This is a genomic window from Arthrobacter sp. zg-Y750, from assembly GCF_020907365.1.
In the GTDB taxonomy this organism is placed as follows: Bacteria; Actinomycetota; Actinomycetes; order Actinomycetales; family Micrococcaceae; genus Arthrobacter_B.
In genome coordinates, this window is sequence record NZ_JAJJOC010000001.1 from 96,797 (window position 1) to 111,372 (window position 14,576).

Here is a 14,576-nt window from a genome sequence, read left to right on the forward strand (position 1 = left end):
TCCGATAGTACTTACGTCAGGCTGCCCCTTTGCAGCCTCCTCGTATTGAGCCTAGCTCTGAATGGGTGAAAGGTCACTTTGCGCTCCTGCCGCGCCGCCGGGGCCGCCGCCGGGAAGCCTGCACACCCGCCAGCTCTGCAACAGCAGCCCGCAGCGCCGATGCCGGAGCGGTTTCCAGCAGGGCTGTTCCGGACAGCAGGGCGGCGTCGGCGGCGTCGTAATCCGCCGGCAGGAAGGCAATGATCTCCTGCCCGGGGCCGAACCGTTCCCAGGCCCCCTGAAGCTGGTTTTCCGGGTTCCTGCCCACGGCGGAGGCGCGGACTTTGTTGAGCACAATCTGCGGCCGGGCAGCGGGAACGGCGGCGGCCAGGTCCGACAGCGCCCGGACCAGGCGGGGCACGCCCACCGAATCGGCCGCGCCGACCGCGTAGAGGGTGTCCGCCGCTTCGAGCACCAGCAGCGTTGCGGCGTTGCGCCGCGGCGCCATGGTGTCGAAGCTCAGTTCCTCATCACTTTCCAGTGAGAATCCACAGTCGATAATGATCTCGTCCACCATCCTGCGTGCGGCGGCCAGGACACCTGCGAGCGCTGCCGGGCGCAGCTCAATCCAGCGGTCGGCCCGGGTAACGCCGGTCAGCACCGGCAAGCGGTGCCCCCGCAGGGAGACGTCCGCGCAGATCCGGGCAAGGGCAGCAGCATCCAGCATGCCCTGGTCCGCGAGCCGGCAGGCCTGCGCAAGGCCGGCAGACTCATCCAAAAGCCCCAGGCTAACCGCCACGCTGGACCCGTAGGTGTCGGCGTCGACCAGCAGCACGCTCCGCCCCGCCGCTGCGGCTTCCGCGGCCAGGTTTACCGCCAGCGTGGTGCGTCCCGGTGCGCCCGTGGGGCCCCAGACAGCGGTGACGGTGCCGGCACGGACGTCCGGCTCCTCTGCTGCCGGTGCACCGCCGTCGGGTGCCTCAATCCCGGTGCCAAAGGAGGCCGCCGGGTCGGCAAGGGCAATGCCGGCCGCCAGGCCGCGCCCCGCACCGGAGTGTTCCAGCGCCTGCACCGCCGTCGAGATCAGTCCGGCCAGCGTTTCGGCCTGCACAGTGCCGGGCGCGTTGGTGATGCCCATGGCCTCCAGCCGCTGGCGGAGGAGGAAATCGTCAGCGAGCGCGACCAAGGCCACGCCCGCTGCCCCCAGCCGTTCCGCGAGGGCAGCAGTCAGTTCTGCGGTGTCGCCCGCGACGACGGCAGCACGGACGATACCGGTCTGCGAGAGCGCTACCAGTTCAGTCAGTTCCGCGCACCGGCGCACCACCGTCACCGGTCCCTGCAGGCGTTCCAGCCCGTCCAGGACACCGGCGGTGGCGGCCCCGACGGTGGCTACGGGGATGTTCACTTGCCCGCGGCAGGATTGGACACCACAGTGACCTTTGCCTGGTTGGAGAGCGCGCTGAGCAGCAGGGGCAGGTCCGAGTCATCCACCAGCACCAGCAGTTCAGTACTGCGGTTGGCCCCCAGCGCTGACTCGGTAACCGTCAGCTCCGATATTTCCGCCGCTTCAATCAACCGCTCCGGTTCCTCAAAGCCGTTCTGCGCGTTGGGCATGGAAGCCCAGATATCCACCCGCGAACCGGTTTCCGTACTGGCCGGCAACGGGTCCTCCACGCGCAGGCCAACCGGTTTGCGGTCCAGCGTAGCCGGTTCAGCCAGAGCCGACAGGGCCACCAGCTCACCTTCGCGGAGGACTGTTCCCGCCACCACGTCAGGGGGTACTCCTTCGGAAACGGTCAGGTATCGCTTTTCCGCTCCGCCCAGCCGGACCGGTACGGCCACGAGGTCCTCGCCGCGGACCGGGCTGCCGGGGGCTATGTCGTGCCGGACGGCGTACACCTGCGTGGTCCTGTCCGCGCCGTCGACCAGGGCGACCACGCCGGCCACGGATCCCAGCACCAGGAGCACGCCCAGCAAGAGCCTGGGGTCGCGCCAAGAGGGTTTCCGCAGCCGGGCTGCGGCCGGCGCGGGACGGATGGTGCGGCCGGCGGCGGGACGGTACGCCGTTCTCAGGCCAGTCTCCGTGCCCGCACTGCTGCCGCCCTCGCCCAACCTCTGGCTCATGCTCCCCCGATTCCCCTTGCCCTTCCGGGCAGTCCCGATAGCCCCCGCCGGTGATGCTCTTTACCCCTGCGGACCATGCTCTTTACCCGCCCGGGCCCTGCTGGAGCCATTGTGGGGTACCTGCACCCGGATTGAAACGGTGGTCCCCGCGGGAAGCGGTATCTGTGGATAACCACGGAGCCGGTTTTCGCTGATGCCAGACTGGTGCTGCTGATGTACAACGGGTGGAAGCCGCAGTGGTGCGGTGTGAAAGGTGAGTGCCGTGGGCGAGAAGAGATTCCTGACGCTGGCCGATGTCGCCGAGGTACTGAACATTTCCTCCTCGCAGACCTACGCCCTTGTACGCAGCGGGGAGCTGCCGGCCATCCAGATCGGCGGCCGTGGCCAGTGGAGGGTGGAAGCCCAGCAGTTGGAGGAGTACATCTCCCGGGCCTACCGCAAGTCGGCGGCAGCGGTCCGCCAGGGCATACCCGTGGAGGAGAACAGCACCCCCGGGGCCTAGCCGCCAGCGTCCCTTGGGGCCACCTGCCGCCATCGCGTCTTTCCAGCACGCATCATTCCAACACCGGAGCTATTCCCACCCGGAGTCCCGGGACAGGACCGCGGCAACAGACGCCGTCGGCAGGACGTACATGCCCGTGACGTTGCTGCTGCGCCTGGCGCCGCCGCCCGGAACCGCTGCCAGTTCCAGGAAATCGCCGCCGACCCGGTCGATGGTGCCGTGCAATGCTGTTTCGGCGGCTGTTCCCGCGCAGCGGACAGTGACGGTACTGCGGTCCCGTGCTATCCCGCGCAGCGCCGAACCCAGACCTAGGTGCACGGCCCCCGCCTGCAGAGCGGCATAGCGGTCCATGCCCCGAATCCAGGCCACGTGTGACAGGACCACCAGCACCTGGCCGCCGCGCTGCTGTTCCAGCACCGCCCATCCGGTCCCCGTCTGCCGCAGGGTTCCCTCCGCCCTGCCGGCCAATCCCAGATCAAAAACCAGGTGTTTTCCGGACTGGCTGCGGAGCCTGTCCTGAAGACTCACGCCCTGCACTTCGATGCGGACGCGCTCGGCGATCTCGTCCTCGGCTTCAAGCGCGGCAGACGCGGCCATCTGTGCCTCCATGTCCCTGAACAGGGCATCCCATCGCATCGGCCAAGGCTAGCCTCCAGCGGCCCATGGTGACCACTCTGGACACTGATGGAAGCGAAGTGTAGACACGACCATCACACGGGCCAGACGACAACAAGAGCGTCTATTCCCGGCGTAGATGCACCACCACTCGTCAACGGCAACAACATGCAACACACGAACAAAATCGACCCAAACGGCAACAAATCACCCAAACAGCAGCAAAGGACCAACAAGGACCAAAGCGGCCTTGACCGGGACTCGTTGCAGGGCAAAGCAAAACGAACATTTACGGAGGGTGCAATGGCAGCATCGATTGTCCGTTCCGGCCCGGGGCCGGACGCATTCATTGCCGGCGGTGTTGCTCTGCTGGGCGCGTTCCTCCTGTGGTGCGGGGCCGTGCTGCTGCCCTCCGCAGCGGCGGCCGGTCACGCCTTGTTTTCACGCGCAGCCGCGCCATCCTCCGTTTTTGCCTTCCTCGCGGGTTTCGGTGCCGCTGCCGCAGGCATCCTGCTGACGTTGTGGTGGGTGCTCGGATCGCTTTGTGCGCTGGTCGGCTGCCTGCTGCATCGGGCAGGCTTTCCTGCCGCCGGCACCCGCGCACTGTTCCTGGCCCCGGGGCCGCTGCGCCGCCTGGCCGCTGCCCTGCTGGGGTTCTCCCTCGCCGCCGGGTCCGTGCCGGCCGCGGCCCTAGCGGTTCCGGAGGCCGCCGCCCCGGCCGCCCCGGCCGCCGCCTCCACAGGGGCTGCTGCTGACCCAGCCGGCGCGGCTGGGCCTGCTGCCGGCACGGAGCCGGGAGCGGGCGGTACTGCAGACGCGGTGTCCCCCCTCTGGCGGCCGCTTCCCCCGCAGCCTCCGGGTGGCGGCCTCCTAACCGGGACACCCCGGCAAGAAACGGGTCAGGTGGTTGTAGCGGCTGGAGATACCCTCTGGTCTTTGGCCGGGCAGCAACTCGGTCCGGGCGCCGGCGATGCCGAGATAGCAGCGCTCTGGCCGCGGTGGTACGAGCTGAACCGGGAAACCATCGGACTTGATCCGGGCCTGATCCACCCCGGTCAGATACTCACGGCACCACCGCTTTAGTGACCGCTTCCCCTGCAGCCATCCTTCATCCCCGCACTTTGGTGTTCCATCTCCCCGCTAAGGACCACACCATGACCAGCGTGATTTATCTTCCGGCCCCCGAAGCTCCGGTTGCATCCGAGGCCGGAAACAGCGCCCCGCCCATAGCCGTTTACCGTGCTCCCCTGCAGGACCTGCTCCCGGCGCCCGTACCTGCCTCGCCCAGGGAAACCGCAGTACCGCCGGCACCTGCTGCCGGGGAACCCCCGGCCGGTCCCGGCAGCATGGCCGGGCCGGGCACGGAAGGTGCACAGGGAACCGCCGCCCATTGGCAGTCCGAGCCGGCCGACGATGCCCGGGTGAAGGCCATCTGCCAGTCCGTAGCACTGGCTGCCCTGGAGGTGCTGGGCGGGGTTCGTCCACTGCAGCAAATGTCCCGCTGGCTGGATCCCGAAAACTACGAGCGGATGCAGCTGCGCGCCAACCTGGTGCGCGGACTGCGGCAAAACCCTGCGGGGCGGTCCCGAACGGCTCCGGATCCGCAGCAGCTGCACCGCGGCGTCCGTATCAGGTCCTGCCGGATCTGCCCCGTAGCGGAAGGAATCTACGAGGGCGCAGTAGTGGCGCTGGAAAACGACAGAGCCCGCGCCGTTGCGCTGAGGGTTCAGCTGCGGCGCGGGCTCTGGCGGGTTACCGCGTTGGAAATCGGCTAGGCCGACCTGTTCTTAGCAGGCCTGCCTCGCGCTTACTTGCGGCGTTTTCCCTTCTTGGCTCCGGCCTTGCCGGCGGGCTGTGCTGCCTTCCGCGCTGCCGGTGCTGCCTGTGCTGCCTGCTTGGCCGCCTTGGCGCTGTCGCCTGCCGTGGTGCGTTCCACCCTGGTCTCCACGCCGCCCTGGCTGTCGGGGGCAGTGAACTGCAGGCTGGCGGGCTGCCGGGGCGCATCCAGGCCGGCAGCCTTGATCACCGGAGCGCCAACGACGCCGCGTGCATCCTTGACGCCTGACAGGGCGCTGGGTGCCGTGGCGGCCGGCTCGCTGACCTGCACGTCGGCGTTGAAGAGGTAGCCGATGCTCTCCTCGCGGATGGCTTCCATCATGGTCTGGAACATCACGAAGCCCTCGCGCTGGTACTCAACCAGCGGGTCGCGCTGCGCCATGGCGCGCAGGCCGATGCCTTCCTTCAGATAGTCCATCTCGTACAGGTGTTCCTGCCACTTGCGGCCGATTACCGAGAGCACCACGCGGCGCTCCAGTTCGCGCATGGTGGCCGAGCCCAGGGCTTCCTCGCGGGCCTGGTAGGCCAATTTGGCATCGGAGAGGATCTCGTTGTGGAGGAAGTCGCGGGTCAGCCTGGACCGGCCGCCGGCTTCCTCCACCACTTCGTCGATGGTGAGACCGATCGGGTACAGGGTCTTGAGGTTCGTCCACAGCTGCTCGAGGTCCCAGTCGTCGCCGTGGCCCTCGGCAGTAGCTTCGTTCACCACCGCGGTCACAACGTCTTCCAGGAAGAAACCGATCTTCTCCTGCAGGTCACCGCCCTCAAGGATGCGGCGGCGGTCGCCGTAGATGGCCTCGCGCTGGCGGTTCAGGACGTCGTCGTACTTCAGGACGTTCTTGCGCTGTTCGGCGTTGCGTCCCTCCACCTGTCCCTGGGCGTTCTGGATGGCCTTGGATACCAGCTTGGATTCCAGCGCGACGTCGTCGGGCATGGAGGAGCTGTTCATGATCCGCTCGGCGGCACCGGAGTTGAACAGGCGCATCAGGTCATCGGTCAGCGACAGGTAGAAGCGGGATTCACCCGGATCGCCCTGCCGGCCGGAGCGGCCGCGCAGCTGGTTGTCGATGCGGCGGGATTCGTGGCGCTCCGTACCCAGGACGTACAGCCCGCCGAGGTCAATGACTTCCTGCTGCTCGGCGGCTACGGCGTGGCGTGCCTTCTCCAGCGCTTCGGGCCAGGCCGCTTCGTAGTCCTCGGGGCTTTCGTTCGGGTCCAGCCCTCGGCGTTCCAGCTCCGCGATGGCGTTGAACTCGGCGTTGCCGCCGAGCATGATGTCGGTACCGCGGCCGGCCATGTTGGTTGCCACGGTGACGGCGCCCTTGCGCCCGGCCTGGGCCACGATGGCGGCTTCACGCGCGTGGTTCTTGGCATTGAGGACCTCGTGCCGGATACCGGCCTTGGCCAGCTGTTTCGAGAGGTATTCGCTCTTCTCGACGCTGGTGGTGCCCACGAGGACGGGCTGGCCCGAAGCATGCCGTTCGGCTATGTCCTTGACGACGGCGTCGAACTTCGCCACTTCGTTCTTGTAGATCAGGTCCGACTGGTCAATGCGGGCCATCGGCTTGTTGGTGGGGATGGGGACCACACCGAGTTTGTAGGTGCTCATGAACTCGGCGGCCTCGGTTTCGGCCGTACCGGTCATGCCGGCGAGCTTTTCGTAGAGGCGGAAGTAGTTCTGCAGGGTGACCGTGGCCAGCGTCTGGTTCTCGGCCTTGATGGTCACCCCTTCCTTGGCCTCGATCGCCTGGTGCATGCCTTCGTTGTAACGGCGCCCGGCCAGGATGCGTCCGGTGTGCTCGTCGACAATCATGACTTCGCCGTTGAGGACCACGTAGTCCTTGTCCCGCTTGAAGAGTTCCTTGGCCTTGATCGCGTTGTTCAGGAAGCCGATCAGCGGGGTGTTGGCCGCTTCGTACAGGTTGGAGATGCCGAGGTAGTCCTCGACCTTTTCGATACCCGGCTCCAGGATGCCGACCGTGCGCTTCTTCTCGTCTACCTCGTAATCGGTTTCCAGCGTCAGCCGCTGGACCACCTTGGAGAACTCGGTGTACCAGCGGTTCACATCGCCGCTGGCGGCGCCGGAAATGATCAGCGGCGTACGGGCCTCATCGATCAGGATGGAGTCCACTTCATCAACGATGGCGAAGTGGTGCCCGCGCTGGACCAGTTCGGCTGCACTCCACGCCATGTTGTCGCGCAGGTAGTCGAAGCCGAACTCGTTGTTGGTGCCGTATGTGATGTCGGCGGCGTACTGCTCGCGCCGGGTCGCGGGATCCTGGTTGGACAGGATGCAGCCGCTGGTCATGCCGAGGAAGCGGAAAACCCGCCCCATCAGGTCCGACTGGTACTCGGCCAGGTAGTCATTGACGGTCACAATGTGCACGCCGCGGCCGGTCAGCGCGTTCAGGTAGGCCGGGGCGGTGGCAACGAGGGTCTTGCCTTCACCGGTTTTCATTTCGGCGATGTTGCCCAGGTGCAGGGCGGCGCCGCCCATCAGCTGGACATCGAAGTGCCGCATGCCAAGGGTCCGGCCGGCAGCTTCGCGGACCGCCGCGAAGGCTTCGGGCAGGAGGTCGTCGAGGGACTCGCCGTCGGCGTAGCGTGCCTTGAGGCGGTCCGTTTCACCCCTGAGTTCGGCATCGGTCATGCCTTTGAACTCATCCTCGAGCACGTTGATCGCGTCGGCGTAGTTACGCAGTGTCTTCAGCGTTTTCTTATCGCCGGTACGAAGAACTCGTTCGAGTAGTGATGCCACTGATTTGCTCCCAATCTAGTTGCCGAAATCTGGCGTCCCCAGTCTACGTGAGAGACGTGCGGCGGACGGCCGCGGTTCCCGGTTGACGGTTATTCCCTGCATACTGCCAGCTTCAGGGCCGCAGCAAGGTCCCCCGCCGGACGTACCTCAATCTCCCCAAGCCCAAGCCACTGTGCCATGAGCGCAAGCTCGGCAGCCAGTTGACGCGCCGTGTGGCCCGGGGCATCCGGTTCCGCATAGGCGCCTTGAACCAGCAGCTTACCGCCGGCACGGTCTGCTTTGATGTCCACCCGGGCAACCAGGTCCTCTCCCAGAAGGAACGGCAGGACGTAGTAGCCGTATCTGCGGGCGGGAGCAGGAGTGTAAATTTCAATCCGGTAGTGGAAGCCGAACAGCTCCTCGAGCCGGCGCCGTTCAAAGACCAGCGAATCGAACGGGCTGAGCAGGGCCTGTCCGGCCGCTGCCAGGGGAACCACGGCCTCCGCGTGCAGGAACGCCGGCTGCTTCCACCCGGCCACCTCCACCTGTTCGAGGATTCCCTTGCGGACCAGTTCCGCCGCGGCGTCGGCGGTTTCCCGCACCGGCAGCCGGAAGTAGTCGGCCAGTCCGCGGACGGTGGCGACGCCGTGTGCCCGGGCAGCGGCCTCGGCCAGCCTCAGTACGGCCTGCTGCGGGTCAGACGGTTCCAAGGCTGCAGCCCCGGCCGGGTGGATCCGGGCGGTGGGCGCGTAGAGACGTTCGAACTGGGGCGTCCGTCCTGCAGAGCTGACCAAGCCCGCGGCAAACAGGTCTTCCAGCACCCGCTTGCCGGCATTCCAGTTCCATCCCCAGTTTGCGGTGGCCCGTTCCGTGCTGTGGCCCAACAGTTCCGCGGTCTGGCGGGACGTGAGGGGCCGGGCTGCCGACTCCAGGATTTCCAGGATGCGCCGGCGCAGGTCCTCGGCCAGCGCCGCCGGCATGGAATGGGCTGTCATCCAGGTCCGCCGCTGAACGGCCCGGAGGTCGGCGAAAAGGTCGGGCCGCACATAGCTTGCTTCGTGCGCCCAGTACTCCACCATCCGGCGCGGACGGCGGTTGGCCATCCGGTCCAGATCCGGCTGCCCGTAGGGCCCAAGCCGGGAAAACAGCGGCAGATAATGGCTGCGGGTCAGAACGTTTACGGAATCGATCTGCAGCAGCGCCAGCCGCTCAAAGGTGCGGCCCACCTGCCTTGAACCAACAAGGCCGGTGGGCCGCGCACGGGCCAATCCCTGCGCCGACAGTGCCGTGCGGCGGGCCTGGCGGAGCGAGAGCTTGGGTTTCATCCACTCATCTTAGGGCGGGGAAACCCTCACGCGGTGGCCCGTTCATCGACGGGCGTTTCAGTGACCCGGTAACCCCGTGTTTCCTCACGCGGCTCTTCGGAGCCTTCAGCGCACTTGGAGTCCAGGGTAATCACACCGTAGGTCCAGCCCCGGCGGCGGTAGACCACCGAGGGGGCTCCCGTGGCTGAATCGACGAACAGGTAGAAATCGTGGCCTACCAGTTCCATGTTGTCCACGGCGTCGTCAAGGCTCATGGGGGCACCCGGGAAAACCTTGCGACGGATCAAAACGGGGCATTCACCGTTGGCCTCTTCCGCTGCGGCGTCATTGCCGGTCGGCTCAGCGGACTCTTCCTCTGCGGTTGAACCCATCTGGGCGTAAAGCGGTTCGGAGGTGCTCACGGGACCCAAATCAGCGGTGGCTACCCGGACCGGTACCGGTGCGTGGCGTCCGTGGTGCACCTTGCGCCTGTCGCTCGCCCTGCGGAGGCGTTCCAGCAGCTTTCCGTACGCGATGTCGAAGGCAGCGAACTTGTCTCCGGACGTTGCTTCGGCGCGAACCACCGGTCCCCGCCCGGTCACCGTGATTTCCACGGTCAGGGCGCTGTCTGCGTCCCGGACGTTCCCTTGCTTCGTGACCCTGGCTTCCACCCGCTGGACTTTGTCGCCGAGCGCTTCGACCTTGCCGATCTTCTCTTCGGCGTACTCGCGGAACCGGTCAGATACTGCAACGTTGCGTCCGCTGATCATGAATTCCATGGTGCCCTCCAATATATTTCGGTGACACAACAACGGCCGCTGCCAGTTTCCTTCACGGCCGTTGCCGCAGGATAACCCCGCTTCTTGAAGCTATCCATACCAACACGTTAGAACACTGCCGACCTTTATTCACGTCCCCCTATTCCGTTTCCATACTCTTGCGGATGCGCCCCCGCAGCGGCACCGGATCCGGGAGAAGTGTTACGTCCCGGGGCTGGTGTGGCAGCCATAACCGCCGCGCAGAAGACCCCCGCACCTTCGGCGCGCAGCGCCCGGACGGTTTCGCCGATGGTGGCCCCGGTGGTGAGAACATCATCAACCACCACACAGCTGACCCCCACGAGGCTGCCCTCCCCGGCACCTCCGGTTCCGCGGCTGCTGCGGGACGGCGCCGCGGTCATGGTGTTGCGGACGTTACGGCGCCGATTCCCACTGCCCAGCCCCTTTTGTGCCAGGCGCCGGCCGTCCGCTGCCGGGCTGCCCGCCCTGCCGGGGAGGAACGGCACGGCGCTCCCGTACCCGCGCACGTAGGACACCAGGGGTGCGGCGGAACACCCGGGCGGCAACAGCCCTGCGCGCTCTAGCCGCCTGATCAGCAGGGCCAACGGGGCGTAACCGCGCCGGCGCATGGAACGGGCGGATCCAGGGACCGGGACCAGCACCAGTGTGCGGGAGCCGGACAACCGGAACGCCTCCTGCGCTGCCTCCTGCAGCACCCCGGCCAGCACCGGGACAAGGAAACCGGCCAGGTCCGTGTGTCCGCGGTTCTTGAAAGCGAGCAAGACTCGGGCCAAGTCCCCGCGGTAAGTTCCGGCGGCCAGGACCGGCAGCGGTGCAAACGCTGCAGATTCGGCAGCTTGGGCGGCCGGGAGCGCGGCGGCGCCTTCCTGGACGAAACATGGCCGTATGGTCCCGCGGCGCGCCTTCGCCGCGCAACTGCTGCACAAGGAACGGTCCGGAGCACCGCAGGCTGCACACGTGACAGGAACGAGCCCTGCGGCAAGTCCGGACAGAGCCGCAGCTGCCGCCTGCCCTGCCGGTGAGAAGACCAACCGGTCAAGTGCCCGGCTCGGTGCCGGGAAGAAAAGTGCCGGTAAGGAAATACGCATGCTGCCATGCTGACCCCGCCCGGGCGGCGCCGTCCGCACCGTGGACGGCAAGGTGCACCGCTACGGCCCGCGGGAGCACCGGCCGCCGGCTGTGGAGGAGCGGTGCGGAAGCGTCAGCCCGGGAAGGCCGGGTCCCGCACCCCTTCGGACCGAAGCGCCCAGCTGCTGCCGACCTTGTTGAAGATGCCGGCGTCGGTCTGGATAAAGACGTCCTCGGTACCGTTGCCGGCGCTGAGCCCCAGGATCCCTTCCTTCGGCGCGAGCAGCTGTGCTTCCCGCCCGGGACCAAGGATCACCGGGACGGACTCCTGCGCCCCGGTCCGGACAGCGACAACCGTATCCTCGCTTGCCCACTTCACCCGGTCCACTGCACCCGCTTCCGCCGGCACCTGCAGCGTTGCCGGCGTCGTCAGCGATACCGGAACGCCTTCTGCCGAACGGACGATCCCGGCAATCATCACACTGCTGTTCCCGCCCTGGGCGGCCGCAACCAGTACCCGCGTGCCGTCACGGGAAACCCTGAGCTCGGTGACGCCCAGCCCTTCGAGCCAAGGCGCTGACAGAACTGCTGCCGCGTCACGGTTGCCGCCGGGGGGAATGGCCAGGACCGCGGTGCCGGAACCGGAGGGCTGAGTGGTCCAGACCCACTGTTTCGGATCCACGCTGGGCGCGGTGAACCGGGCGCCCTCGGCCGCTACCCGGACCTCCTGACCCTTTCCGGTAACCAGGAGGGTGTCTTCCTGGCTGTCCAGGAAGGCGATGGTGGCCCCGTCGGCAGACGTCGCGGGGCTCCTGGGTCCGTATCCGGCCACCGACGGCACACCCTCGACGGCGGTCGGACCGTCGCCGTAAAAGGCCAGTTCGCCCTGATAGACCACAATCTGGGTGGCGCCGGCTGACGGATCGGCAATGGCGGACCGTACTTCGCCGTTGCCCTTGCCGAGGTCCACGGAATGCCCGCCTTCGGTCATGGCAACCGAAGTGATGTTGTTCAGGCTCCGGAGATTCTGTTGCAGCTGTGCGGTCATCTGCTGCCGGTTCAGGTCGGTGGCGTCGCTCAGCGAATCTGCGGCCAAATCCACGGTGGCTTCTCCGGAGGCCACGGGCACGGCGTCGCGGGCAAGTTCGGTACCGGACGGGAAAGCGCTGACGACGGCGCCCTGCAGGTGGGGTGCCGGCCCCACCAGGACCGCGTTGACGATGTTCGCAGCTATGCCTGCGCGCCGGATGAACCACCGGGTGTCCGGCACCCAGTACTCGTAGTCGCTTGAGTAGAAGTACAGGTTGTGGGCCATAAAGACGGCCGGGAAGCTGGCCAGGGACAGCATGATGCCGTCCGGAACGGCGGTGAGCCGCCACTCGCCGTCTACCTTTTCCGCCTGCACCGGAATGCTCTCGGTGCTTCCCGCCGGTGCTTCGATCCGGATCCCCTGGATGTCAACGGTGCTCTGTACCTCCAGCTGGATCTGGAACAGATTCGGATCCGGAGTAGCGACAACCCGTGAAGAGCGGTAAACAGTGGCCCGCTGGGCCGGAGACCACGTTTCGGCCATCCCCGGGGACAAGAACTGGCGGGCCACGCTGTAGTCGTCGGCGGCCCCCTTGCCTGCCTCCATGAAGCCGCGGATGGTTTCCTGTGCCGTAGCGCCGGCAGCCGGGCCTTCAGGCGAAAAGACCGCTTCCTCCTGCTGCTCGTCTCCGCGCTGGGCGGAGGCGGTGCCCACCGGGCCGACGGTGGGTATGGAGGAGCATCCTGCCAGCGCCAAGGCAGCACCGAGCACCAGGGCCAGCAGGCGGGCGAACTGCCCGGGTCCCCGGACAGCGGTTAGCCCAATGGAAGCGTGTGGGGACGGGGCCGGCTCGGCGGACGGCATTGGGCTAAAGGACATCGGTCTCCTCCGAGGAAACTGCCGCGGTCAGTGCCAACGGTCCGGCAGCCGCCTTGCGGGGTGACAGCGGCACTGGCGAGGCTTCGAAGTCCCCTCCGTGGCGCCGCGGAAGCGTAAGCCGGAAGCAGGAACCGTTGCCGGGCTCGCCCCACGCCTCGAGCCATCCGCCGTGCAGCCTGGTGTCTTCGGCCGCAATGGACAGGCCCAGGCCGCTGCCGCCCGTAGTGCGTGCCCGGGCCGGATCCGCCCGCCAGAAGCGGTCGAACACGTGCCCGGCATCTTCCTCGGTCATGCCGATCCCGTGGTCGCGCACGGCAATGCCGACGGCGTCGGCATTTGCGGCCACCGCTATCTCGATGGGCTCGCCCTCCCCGTGTTCCAGTGCGTTGACCAGGAGGTTGCGCAGGATGCGTTCGATGCGCCGCGGATCGGCGTCCACCACGCAACTGGACTCCTTGGAAACAACCGTGACTTCCGAGCCGGAGTTATTCGCCAGCGGTTCGGTGGCGTCCATGACGTCGCGCACAATGTGGAAGACATCGGTGGGTTCAAGGTCCAAAGCTGCGGCGCCGGCGTCGAACCGGGAGATCTCCAGCAGGTCGGCCAGCAGCGCCTGGAAGCGTTCCACCTGGTGGTAGAGCAGTTCCGTGGAGCGCCGGTACATGGGGTCGAAGCTTTCGCGGGCATCGTAGAGGACCTCGGCAGCCATGCGTACGGTGGTGAGCGGGGTCCGCAGTTCGTGCGAAACATCCGAGACGAAAACCTGCTGCATACGGGAGAGTGTAGCGAGCTGGGTGATCTGGTCCTGCAGGGTTCCGGCCATGTGGTTGAAGGACGCCGCGAGGCGCGCCACTTCGTCCTCTCCCTTGACTTCCATGCGCTCCTGCAGCTCGCCGGCGGCCAGCTTCTCCGACACTGCCGCCGCGTCGCTGACTGCGCCCAGGCCGGCCTTGGCCACAATCCAGGCAATAGTGCCGCTGATGGCCAGCAGCAGGAACCCGGCGATCCAGAGGATGCGGTGGATTTTGTTGAGCGTCTCCTGCATGGAGGACAGGTCATAGATCAGGTAGAGCGCGTACTCCGCATTGTTCGGCGGCAGCGTGACCTTGGTGCCAAAGGCGATACCGGGTTCGCCGTGGGCCAGCTCAAGCGGGGACCAGTAGACGTTGCCGGCGTCGGCGTCGCCGGCTTTGCCCGCGGCGACGGCGTCGCTCAGGGCCACCGGGATTCCGCCGGCAGTAATGTTGCCGCTGTTAATGGAGTAGTTCACAAACAGCGGGTCGTTGGTGGGCAGCGGGGTCAGGAGATAGGTCCGCTGGGCGTCCGCCCCCTGCCCCTGCAGCAGTGGAAGCGTGTCCATGACCAGTCGGTCGGTGCTCTCCCGGTCGCTGGCCGTGGTGTCCCGGAAGTTGTTCTTCACGTTGGACAGGCCGGTGGTGGCTTCGGTCTGGAACTGGGCCAGGCGTTCCTCGTAGAGGGAACCGGCTATCTGGTGCGAGAGGAAGGCGCCGATGCCCGCACCGGCGAGTGCCACCAGCAGCAGGGTGGACACGACGGTCTTGAACTGCAGGGACCGCCGCCACTGCCGCGCGATCCGGTGCAGCGTCGCTCGGCGGACGGTTTCGCGCAGGCGCCGGGCGGCCTGCAGTGACTTGTTGAGGATCGGGGATTTCCCGGCCGCCCCGGCCAGGAATCCCGGCAA

General features: G+C 67.0%; 12 protein-coding genes. 3 read left to right on the top strand and 9 right to left on the bottom strand.

Annotated elements, in window-relative coordinates:
* Positions 1-73 precede the first annotated feature (73 nt).
* Positions 74-1,384: an AAA family ATPase gene (locus LOC57_RS00430; RefSeq protein ID WP_229957495.1), complete on the bottom strand. Its 1,311-nt coding sequence runs from the start codon at positions 1,382-1,384 to the stop codon at positions 74-76.
* On the bottom strand, positions 1,381-2,103 hold the full coding sequence (locus tag LOC57_RS00435) for a hypothetical protein (protein WP_229957496.1): 723 nt from the start codon (positions 2,101-2,103) through the stop codon (positions 1,381-1,383). The genes LOC57_RS00430 and LOC57_RS00435 overlap by 4 nt, the downstream gene beginning before the upstream one ends.
* A 262-nt stretch (positions 2,104-2,365) precedes the next feature.
* Here LOC57_RS00435 and LOC57_RS00440 point away from each other — a divergent pair, with 262 nt between their 5' ends.
* Positions 2,366-2,605, top strand: a complete 240-nt coding sequence (locus LOC57_RS00440; protein ID WP_227913704.1) for a helix-turn-helix domain-containing protein — start codon at positions 2,366-2,368, stop codon at positions 2,603-2,605.
* A gap of 69 nt (positions 2,606-2,674) precedes the next feature.
* On the opposite strand, the gene LOC57_RS00445 is transcribed toward LOC57_RS00440, so the two are convergent.
* Positions 2,675-3,241 (bottom strand): hypothetical protein, encoded by a 567-nt coding sequence (locus LOC57_RS00445; protein WP_227913703.1) that lies wholly within the window; start codon positions 3,239-3,241, stop codon positions 2,675-2,677.
* Between the two features lie 282 nt (positions 3,242-3,523).
* On the opposite strand from LOC57_RS00445, the gene LOC57_RS00450 reads away from it, so the two are divergent.
* Positions 3,524-4,303 (top strand): LysM peptidoglycan-binding domain-containing protein, encoded by a 780-nt coding sequence (locus tag LOC57_RS00450; protein WP_229957498.1) that lies wholly within the window; start codon positions 3,524-3,526, stop codon positions 4,301-4,303.
* A 71-nt stretch (positions 4,304-4,374) separates the two neighbouring features.
* Positions 4,375-4,995 carry an Rv3235 family protein gene (locus LOC57_RS00455; protein ID WP_227913701.1) on the top strand — a complete coding sequence of 207 codons (621 nt, stop codon included), beginning with the start codon at positions 4,375-4,377 and terminating at the stop codon, positions 4,993-4,995.
* Between the two features lie 32 nt (positions 4,996-5,027).
* Here LOC57_RS00455 and secA read toward each other — a convergent pair whose 3' ends face one another.
* The 6 genes from secA to mtrB all read right to left on the bottom strand — a co-directional run bounded on the left by secA (position 5,028) and on the right by mtrB (position 14,576).
* Positions 5,028-7,814, bottom strand: a complete 2,787-nt coding sequence (secA, locus tag LOC57_RS00460; RefSeq protein WP_227913699.1) for a preprotein translocase subunit SecA — start codon at positions 7,812-7,814, stop codon at positions 5,028-5,030.
* Positions 7,815-7,903: 89 nt separating this feature from the next.
* Complete coding sequence (locus LOC57_RS00465; RefSeq protein ID WP_229957501.1) at positions 7,904-9,118, bottom strand: winged helix-turn-helix domain-containing protein; 1,215 nt, start codon at positions 9,116-9,118, stop codon at positions 7,904-7,906.
* 26 nt (positions 9,119-9,144) lie between these two features.
* Positions 9,145-9,876 carry a ribosome hibernation-promoting factor, HPF/YfiA family gene (hpf, locus tag LOC57_RS00470; RefSeq protein ID WP_227913696.1) on the bottom strand — a complete coding sequence of 244 codons (732 nt, stop codon included), beginning with the start codon at positions 9,874-9,876 and terminating at the stop codon, positions 9,145-9,147.
* Between the two features lie 125 nt (positions 9,877-10,001).
* Complete coding sequence (locus LOC57_RS00475) at positions 10,002-10,670, bottom strand: ComF family protein (RefSeq protein ID WP_227913693.1); 669 nt, start codon at positions 10,668-10,670, stop codon at positions 10,002-10,004.
* Positions 10,671-11,098: 428 nt separating this feature from the next.
* Positions 11,099-12,874 carry an LpqB family beta-propeller domain-containing protein gene (locus LOC57_RS00480; RefSeq protein WP_229957503.1) on the bottom strand — a complete coding sequence of 592 codons (1,776 nt, stop codon included), beginning with the start codon at positions 12,872-12,874 and terminating at the stop codon, positions 11,099-11,101.
* On the bottom strand, positions 12,864-14,576 hold the full coding sequence (mtrB, locus tag LOC57_RS00485) for an MtrAB system histidine kinase MtrB (protein WP_229957505.1): 1,713 nt from the start codon (positions 14,574-14,576) through the stop codon (positions 12,864-12,866). The genes LOC57_RS00480 and mtrB overlap by 11 nt, the downstream gene beginning before the upstream one ends.